Genomic DNA, 14,828 nt, shown 5'->3' on the forward strand with positions numbered 1-14,828 from the left:
ATATAATAAAAGTGTGATTTTACTAATTAAATTGAGGTGATATGCGGTGCTTACATTAGATATATTTGGCTTTAAAGCACTTTGGAGCCCGTACTTCCTATTAATTTTACTATCAATAGTTGCTGCTTATTTTCTAATTACAGTTATTTTCCGGAGTAAGTTCTCCAATAGTGAACCTTTAACAAAGAAACAAGCTGGCTTGTTTTTGCTTTCGATGACACTGATTTATGCTATTAAAGGGTCGCCGCTTGATGTAATGGCTCATTTGATGTTTTATGTCCATATGATTCAAATGGCTACGCTCGTTTTCGTGATCCCGATTATCTTTATCTTCGGTATTCCAGTTTGGATATGGCGAAAACTCTTTAGTATCAAATTATTTAATCTTATTTTTAAGTTTTTTACTAGACCGCTTATTGCATTGATTGCGTTTAATGGGTTGTTTTCCTTTTACCATCTTCCATTTGTATTTGACAATATTATGCAAAACATTTGGTTACATGCAGGTTACTCAATGCTATTATTTTTCGTAGCAATATTTATGTGGTGGCCGCTTATGAATCCAGTTCCAGAGCATCAAACATTAAGTGGATTAAAGAAGGTAGGCTATATCTTTGCTGATGGGATGTTATTATTGCCAGCTTGTGCCTTAATTATCTTCTCCCCAGAATCTATCTATTTGACTTACTCGGATCCTGCGGTTTGGGGTCAAGTGATGGCCCTATGTGTCGGTCCTGGGACTTTTGCTGGCTTAGATATTAGCGGACCAGAGTTATTCAGTTCAATGTCCTTATTGCATGACCAACAGCTTGGCGGGGTCTTAATGAAGGTAATGCAGGAAATTATCTATGGCAGTGTCTTAGCCCATGTTTTCTTTGAATGGTATCGAAAAGACCAAGCCGAATCTGAAAATGAATTGAACCAAACCCTAGAGCCGTCTCTTATTAAATAATCTCCCTATAACCGGGAGATTTTCTTTTTGATTGAAAAATCAGGAATAGTCCATTACTATTATTGTAGAATGAATATATTAAAAGAGAGGATATTTCTATGAATTCCTTACCGATTTTACCAACAATTAGTACAACCTTTATTATTTTAAGTGCAATCACTGTAGCAATTGGGTGGTGGCAGATTAGCCAAAGAAAAATTGAAGCACATAAGAAGACAATGTTTCTTGCTGGGATTTTTGCTCTTATTTTCTTTATTATTTATGCTTCTAGAACAATCTTCATCGGAAATACTGCTTTTGGCGGACCAGACAATATAAAAATCTATTACACTGTATTTTTAATCTTTCATATTACCTTAGCGACATCAGGTGCCGTTCTTGGAATTATCTCGATTTTTACAGGATATAAAAATAAACTTTCAATTCACCGAAAACTTGGTCCAATTACCAGCATAGTTTGGTTCTTTACTGCTATTACAGGGGTGGCTGTTTACTTATTGCTATATGTCTTCTATCATGGCGGTGAGACGACTTCTGTTATTAAAGCTATTTTGGGGACATAAAAAAAGTGCCATACAAGGCATTTTTTTTATGATGATCGAAAGGTTTTACTCATGAGTACATAGAAATAACTAAAGAGGAACCAGGAGGTGGATTAATGGAAATTAAAGTACTAACTGAGGAAGACTATACTCAGTCGATGAAGCTTTCCATGTATGCCTTTCAATATACAATCCCAGAGGACAAAATTCCGACAAGAAAAGAAATGTTAAAAAATCATAAGATACTCGGCATATGGAATCAGAGTAATCTTGCGGCAAAGCTGCATATTATTCCATTTCATATCTATATGTATGGACTTGAATGGAAAATGGGTGGTGTTGCTGGGGTAGCAACATATCCAGAATTTCGCAGAAGCGGATATGTAAAATCTTTAATGATTGAAGCTATAAAGCAGATGAGGGGGGATGGGCAAATTGTCTCGATGCTTCATCCCTTTGACATTGGTTTTTACAGAAAATACGGTTGGGAAATTTTTACTGAAAACAAGAAAATTCAGATTGATAAAATTAACCTGCAATTTCTCGAGCCCCAAAAAGGGTCTATTAAACGTTACACGAAAGACACACATCATTCGGATATTGAGAAACTTTATATTGAATTCAGCGAGAAATACACGGGAATGCTGGTACGTGATTTAACTTGGTGGATGAATAATATCTATGATGACTCCCAGATTGCTGTCTATTACAACGAAATGGGTCAAGCAAAGGGCTATATTCTTTTTGAAATTAAGGATCAGAAAATGGATGTTCAAGAGTTCATTTGTCTAAATCATGAGGCAAGGTGTGGATTGTGGAATTTTATTTGTCAACATGATTCCATGGTGGAAAATGTATCGATACTGACTTCAAATCACGAATATTTACCATACGTCCTTAAACAGCCGAAAGTGAAGATGGAGGTAGCTCCATACTTTATGGCTCGAATTATCGATGCTCGGCAGTGTTTATCAAAAGTACAATTTAATGGCTGTACGGACAAAGTATTTCTCCATATTGAGGATACATTTGCCCCATGGAACAATGGAAGTTATTTAATTGGAAATAGTGACGTGAAAGTATTTAAGGAAAAGCAAGGTAGTAGTTGTACGCAGCCTCCTCAAAGAGGAATAAGGCTAGATATTAATGCATTAACAGCTATATTATTTGGTTATAAACGACCAATTGAATTATTTGCAATGGGTTATTTAAAGGGCTCAGAAGAAGAAGTTAATGTGTTAGAGAGGTTATTCCCTATAGTAAAGCCATATTTCTATGATTTTTTCTAATCTTTACTCAATACAAGGACGCATGAAATTTATTCATGCGTCCTTGTTCTTATACTGCAAATTTAGTTACTTCTGCTTTTACAGTGTCAATAATTTTTTTTGACTGATTGACAAGTGCCGTCGGGAACTGTTCTCCCTCTCCGTACTCAACACCATGAGGATAATAATATTTACCCAATAATGGTGTCATTAATTGAATAATCGCCCTGTTTGTATCAACTTCGCCTTCAACTACATGGCCACGGATACGCAAGTAGAATACCCCTTCTTTCAATTCAAACTTACGATCGTATGTAACACGTTCATAATCCCATTGTCCTTCACGAACTAACCCGTTATCAAGCATAACCTCGTCTAGACGGTTTAAATCCGCTTTCAAACTTTCAATTTCCGTATTCTCAAATTTCATAATAAATCCCTCCTAGAAACAGTTGCCTACCCCTTATGCTCGAACATGGTAAGATAGTAAATTCAATTTAATAATAGTTGAAAATCCTTAAACTTGCAATGGATAGATTCTTTGAATAATCCAGTTAAGTTAGGATAAACTAAAATATTGTTAAGTCTTACAAATAACCTATGGGGGTAATCGAAGTGGAACAGATTCGCGAAATTATGACGGATAACGTTGATAGTTGTACACTTTTAGATAATGTATTCGAAGTAGCAGTGAAAATGAAGGAATTGAATGTTGGGGCAATCCCCATTGTCGATCAAGATAAGCTTGTCGGAATGATAACTGACCGTGATATTGTAGTTCGAGGCGTTGCTGAGAAACATCCGGGTTCAACTAAAGTAGAAGATATAATGAGTAATAATCTAATTACGATTTCTCCTGATGCCACGACAAAGGAAGCAGCTAAATTAATGTCTGAGCATCAAATTCGAAGGCTGCCAGTGGTGGAAAGTGATAAACTCGTGGGGATTGTATCACTGGGTGATTTTGCAATTAGGGAGCAAACTGATGATCAGGCAAAAGCAGCACTTACAGAAATATCAGAAACAAACTATAACGGTGTTCAACATTAAGACAGTATACAAAATAGGTACGATTCATATCTGTTTTGTTTAGGTTATAATTGAGCATATTTAATTTTCTCTATTACCAATAAAGATATAGGTGATATAATAATTATATTCAGCCTATTTTGGAATGAAAAAGTAATAGAGAGGGTGAAAACCTCTGCGGAATTTATTTAGAATACTTGTTCTTTCGGCTATATTTGTAACTATCGGTTTTTATGATAGCATAAACGAAAATGAGGATAAAAAAGTATTAATTAATGACGATCCTGCATTAGAATTGAATCAATCATTATATCAGAATCATCATAATAATAATATCTCCAACGGTCCGTCAGCAGAACGGCCTAAAGAGGGACTAGGACAGCTAATTGGACAAGACCTTTCCGAGCTAATAAAAAAGTTAGGCGAACCTGAACGAATCGATGAATCATTATATGGTTATCAATGGTATATCTATAATCTGGATTATTCTCGCTATGTTCAAGTGGGGGTAGAGAATAATCGGGTAGTAACGGTATATGCAATAGGGGAAAATAATGAGGTTACACCGTTCCTATTAGGACAACCGGTTGAGGAAATATTTAATTCTTACAATATTGACACGAATATTGAGATTGAATTCAATGGTAATTCTTATCGCTTTGAATTATCTGACACCGATCTAAATCTAAGACCGTTGATCCCACTGGGTGATATCTTTGTCCAACTATATATTGATAATTTTACAGGTACTCTTTCAAGTATCCGTTTTTTAAATAATGAAGCTTTAATTAAACAGCATCCCTATGAATTGGTTTATCGAGGTGAATTGATTGAACCAACTAATCCTAATGAAACTTTGTGGAGAAGTATCGAAGAGGGTGCAGAGAAGGAAATTTTTGATATTACAAATGTTCTCAGGGTTAGACATGATTTGAATCCGGTATTATGGGATGATGAAACTGCTAAGGTTGCATATGGCCATAGCAAGGATATGTCAGATAGTGATGATTTTTCACATATTTCTAAGCAATTTGGCGACCTATCGGATCGGTTAAAGGCTGCAAAAGTCACGTATCTATCTGCTGGTGAGAATATAGCTGCGAATTATTCTGATGGACCGGCGGTCGTTGAAGGCTGGCTAAATAGTAAAACTCATCGTGAATCACTGTTAAGTGAGGAATTTACCCATCTCGGAGTAGGGGTATATCAAAAGTACTATACACAAAACTTTATCCGGATAGATGAAGAGTAAAAGGTGACTGCTATGTCACCTTTTTTGTTCGATTATCTCGAAATTACTGAAGTGAAAATAAGAACCTGCCCAGCTGCCATAAACTCTAATTACGTCTCCAATCGTAAAGGGTTCAATTTTTATTTTTTTTCTAATCGGTGTTACTTTCTTAACTTTTACTATCTTTGTTTCTGTTTGAAGTCTTATTTCTTGTACATATAGATACCTATGATAATAAAAACGTTGTTTTTCCTCATTAATACTTTTAATTTCACCTGTTAGCATTGCCTCTTGTTCAACTTCTCCAGTTGCAAGCCATTTGATATCGTGTTCCTTCATTTCTTTCCTAGTTAGCCAATAGAAATAGAAGCATATTATCGGAATTACAATGGCGGTAACCATTTTTTAGTTCATTCTCCTTACGATCTATTTTTGAATGGTAAAAAAAGTACCTGTGGCATAGGCAATTTTTTTCCCATCACTACGATAAACCTCACCTGAAATGACGAATGTCTTGCTGCCTTGGTGAATAACTTCAGCCTTGCAGCGGAGTGTATTGCCTATTCCGGGTGCTATGTAATGGATATTTAGCTGGTTCGTCACCGCAGCATAACCATCCGGGAGTAGAGAGATGGCTAAGGATCCCATTGCGGTGTCAAGGATCGTTGCAGTTATTCCTCCATGGACAATGTCTAATGAATTATTTAATAACGGATTTATAGGAACAGTAATTATACAGGTTTTTTTCTCCTTATCAATCACTCGATCCATATGTAATAGACCATCAATATATTGTAGATTCGTTTTATCTATTTTTTTTTCAATACCTTCTAAAACATGGACTAGTGCACTTAAATCTTCTTCTGAACCGAGTTCAATACATTTGTTTAATAATTGTTGAATATGATCTTTCAAGTCAATTCCCTCTCTCATGCTTTATCTCATGACATCTTATCATTAAAAGCATTATTTTTACAGTAAGAGAGTTTTCACAAATTTGTGATTGTTACATATCGTAATATAGGCAATTATTTGGGCAGGGGTGAGTAATGATGCCAAAAAAATTACATCCTTCCGTAGTTAATTTTAAAGAATTTGTTAGTAATAATCCAAAGTTAATTCTTGAAGTGCGGAAAGGGGAAGCGACGTGGCAGGAATTATATGAAGATTGGTACCTCCTTGGTGAGGAAGATTCAAGGTGGGAAATAATAAGGTCTGAAAACAAGATACAGTCAGAAGAAAACACGGATAAAAAAGGTGATTGGATTTCCACTATTATGGGAACAATACAAAAAATGGATCCAGAGCAGGTTCAGCATTATATTAATAACTTAAGCCAAGCATTAGGGGCCATTCAAGGTGTTCTCTCCCAATTTCAGGGGTCTAACAAAACTAATCAAGTTAAACCTCAAATTGAACAAAGACATCCTTTTTTATTTCGTAAAGATTAACAGAGAGGAATTTATTACATGAGAAGAGATGTATTTGATTTTTTGAATGGACAAAAGGAACTAAAAAAGTTTGTCAGAGAGCAGCCGCTTTGGTACCGCAAACTTTCAAGGAACCCTTATGACCTACAAACACTAGAAAGAGAATCCCTTCATTATTATAAAAAGACCATACCGCATCAGGTTGAAAAATTTTCAAACAATGTACAAATGGCCTCAATGATGTTCTACATGTTTCAATCAATGAAAGACCAAAACTAGTAAGAATCACATACAAAAGTGATTCTTTTTTTATGAATGTGTTCAAAGATGTTTGATTTTTATACTTGTTGATTAGAGCGGAAGGGACGAAGGACTCCTCGAAAATGCTACCGCATTTCCTTCGTGCGGTGAAAAATTCAAGTAAGCATATTCAATGTCCTGCGGGACTTGCAGGTCAGGGTGAGACCCCACAGGCGCTTCAGCGCCGAGGAGGCTCACCGACCGCCAGCGGAAAGCGAAGTGCCTGGAACTCCAATCAACAGGTTAACAAACCTTAAATAAAAAAAAGAGTAAAAAACCTAAAGGAGGCGAACAATATTTATTATTAAGGAGTGATAAACTTGAAAAAGATTTTGCCGCTATTTATCATAGCTTTCTTACAAATCACGTCAAATCTAACACACGCGGAAGAATTGCCTGTCTATCAGCAAAATACAAATAAGGTACCCTCATTTACTGTGCAGCATCAAATCAAGGGCAATGATATTTTCGTTGAATGCATCTTAACGGGAATAAGTTTTCGTGCATCAGATAAGACAAGGAAAAAAGTTGGGAAGCTAATTATCTCGATTGACGGAAAGAAAAGTCAAGAAGTTGCATCTGCCGCTTTTATCATGAAAGGTCTTTCGCCAGGAGAGCATAAGGTAAAGCTTGAAGTTGTTAACTTAAATAATGAATCTTATGGTTTAATAAAGGAATTCTTGGTAAATATCCCTAGATAATTGTTTATTTCACTTTCCGTATTCATTCATGGTAAAATGTGTGTGGAGGTGTGCGAACATGCTTGCAACAATTGAGAGAATAGAATTATTAGACCAGGCAGATCACTTAGCTAATATGATTTTAGAATCTGACATCGTTGAACAATATCAGATTTGTTTATATAAGCTCCGTCATAATAAAGAATCGCAGCAAAAAATCAATAAATTTGCAAACCTTAAAGAACTTTATGAAGAAGTTCAACGGTTTGGTAAATATCACCCAGATTACAAGAGAGTAATGGGTGAAATCCGGCAATATAAGCGTGATATGGATTTAGATCCACTTGTTGCTGAATTTCGATTAGCGGAAAATGATTTACAATATTTACTGGATGCAATCAGCATGATAGTTGGCGGTGCAGTTTCACCAAATATTAAGGTCCCAATAGGCAATCCATTCTTTGATACAGGAAACTCACATAGCAGTGGCTGCGGTGGCGGGGGAAGCTGTAATTGTGGTTAAAAATCGGCTTATGACAAGCCGTTTTTTTATTTAATAAACAGGAAACAAAGTATGAATTGAAATAGTACGTTTCAATATGCTAGACTAAAGAATATGATGGTTATTGAAGGGGAAAAAGGGATGTTCATACAAAGACAAGGATTGGTTGTTTGGCTTTACTCATTAAAGCAAGCAAAAATGTTAAGGCGTTTTGGTAATGTTCATTACGTCTCAAAAAAGCTTAAATATGTCGTGTTATATTGCAATCAAGAGGATCTTGATGGGATTATGGAAAAGCTAAATTCCTTTTCCTTTGTTAAGAAAGTAGAACCTTCCTATAAACCTTTCTTAAAAATGGAATTCGAGAATGCAGCACCTGATAAAGCAAAGGAATACGATTATAAGATGGGGATATAAAAAGGTGAGGGCTAAATTTGCCCTCACCTTTTATTGTAGTGGTTTAAGAAAATGATTTAGTCTCAAAATACCGATTAAATGTTGGTAATACAGTTCTTTTTCATGAAACATTGTTGAAGGTTTGACTGAAAGCTCCATTATTTGCTTTCCGAGTTCCTCAGCTGTTTTTTGAAAAAGATCATAGCGTTTATTTGGAATAAATTTAGGGTTGGGTATTCCTTCGCGACAGATATAAAGGGCTTGAAAATTCCCAGGATCTGTGGGCTGTAAAATCACTGCCAACGACGTTACTGGCCTGTCTCCAACTGAGCTGTGAAAAGCCATCAGATGAACAATGCGGTGCTGATTTGCCCTTGCCAATTCTAGTAATTCATATATATCAGAATAACCTTCACCTAATTCTATAAAGCGTTGTATCAAAGAAAACTCCCCTTTATTATTAAATACACCCACTACTTTACCATTAAATCAGTTTTAAGGCATCATCTGAAAAATAAAAAACCCTGCAGACATCATCTGCAGGGTCCTTCTACATCCTTCAAAAGGATAGAAGGCAAAGGGAGAGGAGAAACCGGAGGAAGAACTTATGGGGAAACGTAAGTCTTCTCCGCGGTTGGCAACAACATCCTCGAATTGATGTTGTTAGTAACATTATCTCCATAACAGGCAAGCTTATACGTCTACAAAAATTATTTTTTGTGAAGGAAAAGTATCACCGCTATGTTATTTGGCTAGTTTAGTCAATTGTGATAGGATAAACAGGAATGTTAAAAAATGATTTTTTGAAAAATAGTGGTGATGAAAATGAGAGTTGTATCAGGTGTTTGTAAAGGTAGAGGACTAAAGGCAGTTCCGGGAAATACAACGAGACCGACTACGGATAAAGTGAAAGAAGCACTATTTAATATGATCGGACCATATTTTGATGGCGGAGTTGGTCTTGACCTTTTTGCTGGTAGTGGTGGCTTAGGGCTTGAGGCGCTTAGCCGCGGTTTAGAAAAAGTTATTTTTATTGATCGTGATGGCAAAGCCATTCAAGTGATCCATGAAAATATTAAAGCATGTTTTATGGAGGAAAAGTCAGAGGTGTATCGGAATGATGCCGATAGGGCTCTAAAGGCACTTTTCAAAAGAGAAATCCGTTTTGATTACATATTTTTAGATCCGCCGTATAAAAAGCAGGAACTTATAAGGTTAATGGAGAAAATAACTGAACATGCATTATTAAAACCTGATGGAGTGATCGTCTGTGAACACGGTCATGACGTAGAATTACCGCAAACAGTAGGGTCATATTCACAAATCAAACACGAAAAGTACGGGATGATTGCTATTTCGATTTATTCTTGATTAGCAAGTAATAAGGGGGAGTCTTACGTTGGCTAGTATTGCCGTTTGTCCAGGAAGTTTTGATCCAATTACATATGGTCATCTAGATATTATTAGAAGAGCAGCTAAAGTTTTTGGTGTTGTTTATGTTAGTGTGATGAACAATTCAGCAAAAAATCCGTTATTCAATGTCGAAGAGCGCATAGACCTTATTAAAGAAGTAACAAAGGATTTACCAAATGTGAAAGTGGATGAACATTCGGGGCTTCTTGTTGAATATGCAAAGGCTGTAAATGCAAATGCGATTATTCGAGGGTTACGTGCTGTCTCGGACTTTGAGTATGAAATGCAAATTACATCAATGAACAGAGTGTTAAGTGATGAAATTGAAACCTTCTTTATTATGACAAATAACCAATATTCATTCCTTAGCTCAAGTATTGTGAAGGAAGTAGCCAAATACAATGGTAATATCTCAGAGCTAGTACCGCCAATTGTAGAAGAGGCCCTCCATCAAAAATTTAATCGCAATGATTAAACCAGCAAAAGCCTTGGTAAACCTACCAAAGGCTTTTTTAATTTTTTCCTAATCGTTGAAATAGAAGGAACACATAAATAATAAGCGAAAAAATGGTAATGAGTGGTCCTAATTCAATTAAGTGATGAAAATAGCTATGAAGCCAGGTACCTTTTTCAAAAAGACCAACAGGGATAGCGTTTGAGGGCTCTTCCGAACCATATAAGCGGAGATACACAGGTTTCCATAAAATAAAGGCAAAAATGCTAGCCAGTATTCCATGAATGATCCTCGCTATGAAAAACGGTTGAAAGCGTATATCGGTCTGTGCAAGAATACTGGCAACTTGTGCTTGGACACTAAATCCACTGAAAGCTAAAATAAAGCTCGTAATCATTGCCTGTTGCATAAGTGTTGCTTCCTTGACCTGGCTCGTTAGCTCGCTCCCGAGAGTTATTTCAAATAAGCCTGAGATAAACGGGATACTAAGCAATGGGGGTAAACCTAAGAATGATAACAAAATATCAAAGGCATTTGCGATTGTTGTAGTAATATGTAAGTGAAAGAGAAGTTTGTTAACAACAGAAAATAGAATGATGAAACCGCCAATCATCAATAATGTTTGAATCGAGGAATTGACAGCATCACCAAGTAATTTTCCAATAGGGCGTTTTTCCTTTAGCCGTGTTTGATGTAATGCGGATAAAGCCTGTCTTAGCTTAAACCCTTTACGCTTTTCCACGCGCTCAGCGGGCGTTTCCTTGCCATAAAACCGCATGATCAAGCCAACGCAAATATTCCCTAAATAGTGTGCTAAAGCTAATATTACTCCTAATTGGGGGTTATAGAAAAAGCCTACAGCTACAGCTCCAAAGATAAAGAGCGGGTTTGAGGAGTTTGTAAATGAAACGAGTCTCTCTGCTTCAATCTGTGTTAACTGGCCCTCTTGACGCAATCTCGCAGTGAATTTTGCCCCGGCAGGGTAGCCAGATGCCATTCCCATAGCCCAGACAAAACCGCCAACTCCTGGTACCTTAAAGAGTGGTCTCATAAGGGGCTCTAACAATACACCAATAAATTTAACTACGCCAAAACCAATCAGCATTTCAGATACAATAAAAAACGGTAAAAGGGATGGGAAGACAATTTCCCACCACATTTTAAGTCCGCGAATGGAGGCTTCAAAGGACTCCTGGGGATAGGAAATTAGCGATACAGCTAGGATGATGACGGATACGGATAAAAAAATTGTTTTAATTTTAGAACGTAACAACGAAGACCCTCCTTCCCGTGGAATACCCAGAATTTAACGTAGTTTCAAATTGTTTTTATAATAATTGTGTAATCAAGAATATGAATGGTAAAATAATGAATATCCATAAATAAACATTCCAATGTCTTGTCCTCATATAAAACAAATATACTCATTGAACCGTAATTTAGACCATCAAGATTGAACGAGTTTTATCTTTAGCATAGATGGTTTTCTATCACATTGTGAAGGAACGGGTCTTGCTTTTGGTAAAGGAGTGAGTGATATGGAACATCCTAAAATTGGATTGGCGCTTGGTTCAGGAGGGGCACGAGGATTTGCTCATTTAGGTGTTATAAAAGTATTGAAGGACGAAGGAATCCCCATTCATTTAATTGCTGGGAGCAGTATGGGATCTCTTGTGGGTAGCTTTTATGCAGCGGGTATCGAAATCGACCGTTTATATAAACTTTCAACAGCTTTTAAAAGAAAATACTTTTTGGATTTTACTGTTCCGAAGATGGGATTCATTTCTGGGAAAAGGGTCAAGGAGTTCATTAAGGTGTTCACCCATGGCAAGAATATTGAAGAGCTAGATATTCCATTGGGGATAGTGACCACTGATTTATTATCAGGTGAAAAAGTTGTTTTTAAACAAGGTCCGGTTGCTGATGCAGTGAGAGCTAGCATTTCAATTCCAGGCATTTTTGTACCAGAGAAATATAACGGAAGAATCCTGGTGGATGGTGGGGTATCAGATCGTGTTCCTGTATCCGTTGCAAAGGAAATGGGCGCAGATATTGTCATTGCGGTAGATGTTTCTAGAGTAAAGCGGAATGCTGAAATTACCTCAATCTTTGATGTCATTATGCAAAGCATCGATATTATGCAGACCGAAATTCTCATCAATCGCGAAATCGCCTCGGATATTATGATTCGGCCGCCTGTTGAACTTTATAGTTCGCGTGCCTTTACCAATATCGAAGAAATTATCACCCTTGGTGAAGAGGAAACGAAAAAACAGCTAGAACAAATTAAAAGTGTAATAGCGAGTTGGAAGGGGTAACAGTATTAATGCGCAGAAAAATATATATTGGTGCTTCCATCTTCATTGCTGTACTAATGGTTGCTGGAGTTTTTTTATCATTGCCATATTATGTTTCAAAGCCTGGAATGGCTAAGGAATTAGAACCAATCGTTCAAGTTGAAAATGGTTACGAAGCTGAAGGTAGCTTTATGCTAACCACAATTAGAATGGGAAGAGCAAATATATATTCTTATCTACAGGCTAAACTCTTTGATTATGAAGAAATCTATCCGTTAGATGCGATTTTACACGAAACGGAAACACAGGAAGAGTATAATGCCAGACAGCTTCATATGATGTCAGGATCAAAGCAGAATGCAATTGGGGTCGCCTACAATAGAGCAGGATTTTCGATAGAATATAAATATAATGGAGTGTATGTTGTTCAGGTTATTCCTGAAATGCCTGCTGATGGTAAACTGCTCCCAGGAGATCGTGTAATTAAAGTGGATGACCAGCAATTTTCTTCCTCGGAGGAATTCATTAAGTATGTGGGGGGGAAAAAGGCGAACGAAGAAGTAATCTTAACGATAAAGCGAAAGAATAAAACAAAAAAGGTGAAAATTATTGTTCAGCCTTTTAAAGACGATTCCAATAAGGTAGGTATTGGAATTACTTTGGTGGATGATAAAGAAATCATTACAAACCCAAAGGTAACTGTGAATACCGATGAAATTGGTGGTCCCTCTGCCGGTTTAATGTTCACATTGGAAATCTATAATCAGCTAATGGAAGAAGACTTTACAAGAGGCTACAGGATAGCTGGAACGGGTACAATTGATTCTAAAGGTAACGTGGGGCCAATTGGAGGAATTGACCAAAAGGTGGTTGCAGCGGATAAAGCAGGAGCGGAGATATTCTTCGCTCCAAATGAGAAGGGCAAAAGTGGCTCCAATTATCGAGTTGCAGTAAAAACAGCCCGTGATATTGACACAAAAATGAAAATAGTCCCCGTTGATGTTTTTGATGATGCTGTGAATTATTTGCAAAAGTTACCTAAAAAAGAAAGATGATGCTCCATAAGCATCATCTTTCTTTCGTTACAATTATTGGCGGCTGTCTATATTCTTGGTGTATTAATTCGTTTGCAAGTAAATTCCCTACACCCAATGAATATACTTGGCTGGCCTTGATATCGAGCAAAATTTCTTTTTGTTTATAGGCTGATAATTTAGAAATAAGCGGCAGGCTAATATGAGATTTGCTCTTTTTTAAATATTCTTTACCGTCTGCAGTCATTCCCAGCAGCCTTAAATAGCTAGCCTTTTCATTGGTCGTTGCCATATCTTCTTTTTTTGTATTGGTTAAGATATGGACACACATTCTTTGTAACCTCGTCCATGTATATCGTTTCGTTTTAAGTTTTCCCATAAATTCCTTAAAACTGGAGGATTCGAGGGCAACCGCCAATAATCTATTTTCAAGTCCTTCTTCTACTTCATATATTTCTCTAAGTTCCTCAGGACTGCTTTGGAGTATTCGAAATTTTAACAGGTGCCAATAATTTTCCCATTCATGAAAGGTCCCAAAACGGTCATGGTATTCTATTAGTAATTGACTTGTTTCAACTGGTACATATTGATTAATTGATGATTTGTTCATATTAGCTGAAAAAAGTGCTTTTCTGATACTTGTTGCACTAGCAATGGTTTCAGTAGCGAAGTGCTCATCATGATAGTCTGCATTTTTCCTTCTTATTGTTAGTGGTTTAATTAAACTTTTTTGTTGTTTAAGGGCTTTAATGTATTGATAACCAAGGATATTATTTGGTTTTGCTAAATCTACGAGGTGATTGGTGCTTGACATTGCCTGAAAAGACAGCGATAATGCTTTAGGATAACTTACTCCTGTTTGGATAAACCTTTTAATATTTTCATCATATATGTCCTGATTCACTGCTAGAAAGTCGATTGTTTCTAAAAAGGATGAAATATTACCGCTTTCGCTTCCAAAGCAAAGTGCCTGACAACCGATTGCATCCAATATCGATATAGCGCCATTTGCAAAGGTTTCAGCTTTTTGAGAAGCGAATTGATAGGGCAGTTCAATCACAATATCTACGCCGCCCAATAAAGCCATCTTGGTTCGGTACCATTTAGAAACAAGAGCGGGTTCGCCCCTTTGCAGAAAGTTACCACTCATAACTGCTATGACAATATCTGCTTGTGCTACTTCCTTAGCTGCTTGTAAGTGATAGCTATGTCCATTATGAAATGGGTTGTACTCAACGATGATTCCAACTGCTTTCATTTGTATATATCTCTCCTTAATATCTTAGTTAAACAGGATTTT

At 36.7% G+C, this 14,828-nt stretch carries 21 protein-coding genes; 15 read left to right on the top strand and 6 right to left on the bottom strand.

Annotated features, from left to right (window positions below; translation table 11 throughout):
* The first annotated feature begins 46 nt into the window (after positions 1–46).
* The 3 genes from ctaG (at position 47) to NSS81_RS20475 (ending at position 2,783) form a co-directional block, all read left to right on the top strand.
* Positions 47–952 (top strand): cytochrome c oxidase assembly factor CtaG, encoded by a 906-nt coding sequence (gene ctaG / locus NSS81_RS20465; RefSeq protein WP_342430476.1) that lies wholly within the window; start codon positions 47–49, stop codon positions 950–952.
* 98 nt (positions 953–1,050) lie between these two features.
* On the top strand, positions 1,051–1,515 hold the full coding sequence (locus NSS81_RS20470; protein WP_342430477.1) for a DUF420 domain-containing protein: 465 nt from the start codon (positions 1,051–1,053) through the stop codon (positions 1,513–1,515).
* Between the two features lie 95 nt (positions 1,516–1,610).
* Entirely contained in the window at positions 1,611–2,783 is a 1,173-nt protein-coding gene (locus tag NSS81_RS20475) for a GNAT family N-acetyltransferase (RefSeq protein WP_342430478.1), read from the top strand.
* Between the two features lie 49 nt (positions 2,784–2,832).
* Here the strand turns inward: NSS81_RS20475 and NSS81_RS20480 are convergent, their stop codons facing one another.
* A complete protein-coding gene (locus NSS81_RS20480; RefSeq protein ID WP_342430479.1) occupies positions 2,833–3,192 on the bottom strand; it encodes a YugN family protein in 360 nt (119 codons plus the stop codon).
* A gap of 185 nt (positions 3,193–3,377) precedes the next feature.
* On the opposite strand from NSS81_RS20480, the gene NSS81_RS20485 reads away from it, so the two are divergent.
* Positions 3,378–3,812: a CBS domain-containing protein gene (locus NSS81_RS20485; protein WP_342430480.1), complete on the top strand. Its 435-nt coding sequence runs from the start codon at positions 3,378–3,380 to the stop codon at positions 3,810–3,812.
* Positions 3,813–4,086: 274 nt separating this feature from the next.
* Positions 4,087–5,043, top strand: a complete 957-nt coding sequence (locus tag NSS81_RS20490; RefSeq protein WP_342430481.1) for a CAP domain-containing protein — start codon at positions 4,087–4,089, stop codon at positions 5,041–5,043.
* A 15-nt stretch (positions 5,044–5,058) separates the two neighbouring features.
* Here NSS81_RS20490 and NSS81_RS20495 read toward each other — a convergent pair whose 3' ends face one another.
* Positions 5,059–5,424, bottom strand: coding sequence for a hypothetical protein (locus tag NSS81_RS20495; protein ID WP_342430482.1), 366 nt, complete (start codon positions 5,422–5,424; stop codon positions 5,059–5,061).
* A 24-nt stretch (positions 5,425–5,448) separates the two neighbouring features.
* The gene (locus NSS81_RS20500) at positions 5,449–5,937 is read right to left on the bottom strand and encodes a PaaI family thioesterase (RefSeq protein WP_342430483.1); all 489 of its coding nucleotides are present in this window, start codon (positions 5,935–5,937) and stop codon (positions 5,449–5,451) included.
* A 134-nt stretch (positions 5,938–6,071) separates the two neighbouring features.
* Between NSS81_RS20500 and NSS81_RS20505 the strand changes: the two genes are divergently transcribed.
* The 6 genes from NSS81_RS20505 to NSS81_RS20530 all read left to right on the top strand — a co-directional run bounded on the left by NSS81_RS20505 (position 6,072) and on the right by NSS81_RS20530 (position 8,351).
* Complete coding sequence (locus NSS81_RS20505) at positions 6,072–6,473, top strand: YlbD family protein (RefSeq protein WP_342430484.1); 402 nt, start codon at positions 6,072–6,074, stop codon at positions 6,471–6,473.
* Positions 6,474–6,491: 18 nt separating this feature from the next.
* Positions 6,492–6,731, top strand: a complete 240-nt coding sequence (locus tag NSS81_RS20510) for a YlbE-like family protein (protein WP_342430485.1) — start codon at positions 6,492–6,494, stop codon at positions 6,729–6,731.
* A gap of 68 nt (positions 6,732–6,799) precedes the next feature.
* Complete coding sequence (locus NSS81_RS20515; protein ID WP_342430486.1) at positions 6,800–7,009, top strand: hypothetical protein; 210 nt, start codon at positions 6,800–6,802, stop codon at positions 7,007–7,009.
* Positions 7,010–7,072: 63 nt separating this feature from the next.
* The gene (locus NSS81_RS20520; protein ID WP_342430487.1) at positions 7,073–7,453 is read left to right on the top strand and encodes a hypothetical protein; all 381 of its coding nucleotides are present in this window, start codon (positions 7,073–7,075) and stop codon (positions 7,451–7,453) included.
* Between the two features lie 58 nt (positions 7,454–7,511).
* Positions 7,512–7,955, top strand: coding sequence for a YlbF family regulator (locus NSS81_RS20525; protein WP_342430488.1), 444 nt, complete (start codon positions 7,512–7,514; stop codon positions 7,953–7,955).
* 120 nt (positions 7,956–8,075) lie between these two features.
* On the top strand, positions 8,076–8,351 hold the full coding sequence (locus tag NSS81_RS20530; protein ID WP_342430489.1) for a YlbG family protein: 276 nt from the start codon (positions 8,076–8,078) through the stop codon (positions 8,349–8,351).
* A gap of 30 nt (positions 8,352–8,381) precedes the next feature.
* Here the strand turns inward: NSS81_RS20530 and NSS81_RS20535 are convergent, their stop codons facing one another.
* Positions 8,382–8,771, bottom strand: coding sequence for a methylthioribose kinase (locus NSS81_RS20535; protein ID WP_342434092.1), 390 nt, complete (start codon positions 8,769–8,771; stop codon positions 8,382–8,384).
* A 384-nt stretch (positions 8,772–9,155) separates the two neighbouring features.
* Between NSS81_RS20535 and rsmD the strand changes: the two genes are divergently transcribed.
* Positions 9,156–9,701, top strand: coding sequence for a 16S rRNA (guanine(966)-N(2))-methyltransferase RsmD (gene rsmD, locus NSS81_RS20540; RefSeq protein WP_342434093.1), 546 nt, complete (start codon positions 9,156–9,158; stop codon positions 9,699–9,701).
* A gap of 28 nt (positions 9,702–9,729) precedes the next feature.
* A complete protein-coding gene (coaD, locus tag NSS81_RS20545; protein WP_342430490.1) occupies positions 9,730–10,218 on the top strand; it encodes a pantetheine-phosphate adenylyltransferase in 489 nt (162 codons plus the stop codon).
* 37 nt (positions 10,219–10,255) lie between these two features.
* Here coaD and ylbJ read toward each other — a convergent pair whose 3' ends face one another.
* Positions 10,256–11,470, bottom strand: coding sequence for a sporulation integral membrane protein YlbJ (gene ylbJ, locus NSS81_RS20550; protein WP_342430491.1), 1,215 nt, complete (start codon positions 11,468–11,470; stop codon positions 10,256–10,258).
* Between the two features lie 265 nt (positions 11,471–11,735).
* Here ylbJ and NSS81_RS20555 point away from each other — a divergent pair, with 265 nt between their 5' ends.
* Both NSS81_RS20555 and NSS81_RS20560 read left to right on the top strand, forming a co-directional pair.
* A complete protein-coding gene (locus NSS81_RS20555; RefSeq protein ID WP_342430492.1) occupies positions 11,736–12,515 on the top strand; it encodes a patatin-like phospholipase family protein in 780 nt (259 codons plus the stop codon).
* An 8-nt stretch (positions 12,516–12,523) separates the two neighbouring features.
* On the top strand, positions 12,524–13,549 hold the full coding sequence (locus NSS81_RS20560; RefSeq protein ID WP_342430493.1) for a SepM family pheromone-processing serine protease: 1,026 nt from the start codon (positions 12,524–12,526) through the stop codon (positions 13,547–13,549).
* A gap of 13 nt (positions 13,550–13,562) precedes the next feature.
* Here NSS81_RS20560 and NSS81_RS20565 read toward each other — a convergent pair whose 3' ends face one another.
* A complete protein-coding gene (locus NSS81_RS20565) occupies positions 13,563–14,786 on the bottom strand; it encodes a nucleotidyltransferase (protein WP_342430494.1) in 1,224 nt (407 codons plus the stop codon).
* Positions 14,787–14,828: the final 42 nt, after the last annotated feature.

It is taken from the genome of Neobacillus sp. FSL H8-0543, from assembly GCF_038592905.1.
Lineage (GTDB): Bacteria > Bacillota > Bacilli > Bacillales > Cytobacillaceae > Neobacillus.

Bases quoted from the DNA above. Each gene is read 5' to 3' on its own strand.
- NSS81_RS20470 (WP_342430477.1), top strand. From the start codon at position 1,051: ATGAATTCCTTACCGATTTTACCAACAATTAGTACAACCTTTATTATT.
- NSS81_RS20475 (WP_342430478.1), top strand. From the start codon at position 1,611: ATGGAAATTAAAGTACTAACTGAGGAAGACTATACTCAGTCGATGAAG.
- NSS81_RS20480 (WP_342430479.1), bottom strand. From the start codon at position 3,192: ATGAAATTTGAGAATACGGAAATTGAAAGTTTGAAAGCGGATTTAAAC.
- NSS81_RS20495 (WP_342430482.1), bottom strand. From the start codon at position 5,424: ATGGTTACCGCCATTGTAATTCCGATAATATGCTTCTATTTCTATTGG.
- NSS81_RS20505 (WP_342430484.1), top strand. From the start codon at position 6,072: ATGATGCCAAAAAAATTACATCCTTCCGTAGTTAATTTTAAAGAATTT.
- NSS81_RS20510 (WP_342430485.1), top strand. From the start codon at position 6,492: ATGAGAAGAGATGTATTTGATTTTTTGAATGGACAAAAGGAACTAAAA.
- NSS81_RS20525 (WP_342430488.1), top strand. From the start codon at position 7,512: ATGCTTGCAACAATTGAGAGAATAGAATTATTAGACCAGGCAGATCAC.
- NSS81_RS20530 (WP_342430489.1), top strand. From the start codon at position 8,076: ATGTTCATACAAAGACAAGGATTGGTTGTTTGGCTTTACTCATTAAAG.
- rsmD (WP_342434093.1), top strand. From the start codon at position 9,156: ATGAGAGTTGTATCAGGTGTTTGTAAAGGTAGAGGACTAAAGGCAGTT.
- NSS81_RS20555 (WP_342430492.1), top strand. From the start codon at position 11,736: ATGGAACATCCTAAAATTGGATTGGCGCTTGGTTCAGGAGGGGCACGA.
- NSS81_RS20560 (WP_342430493.1), top strand. From the start codon at position 12,524: ATGCGCAGAAAAATATATATTGGTGCTTCCATCTTCATTGCTGTACTA.
- NSS81_RS20565 (WP_342430494.1), bottom strand. From the start codon at position 14,786: ATGAAAGCAGTTGGAATCATCGTTGAGTACAACCCATTTCATAATGGA.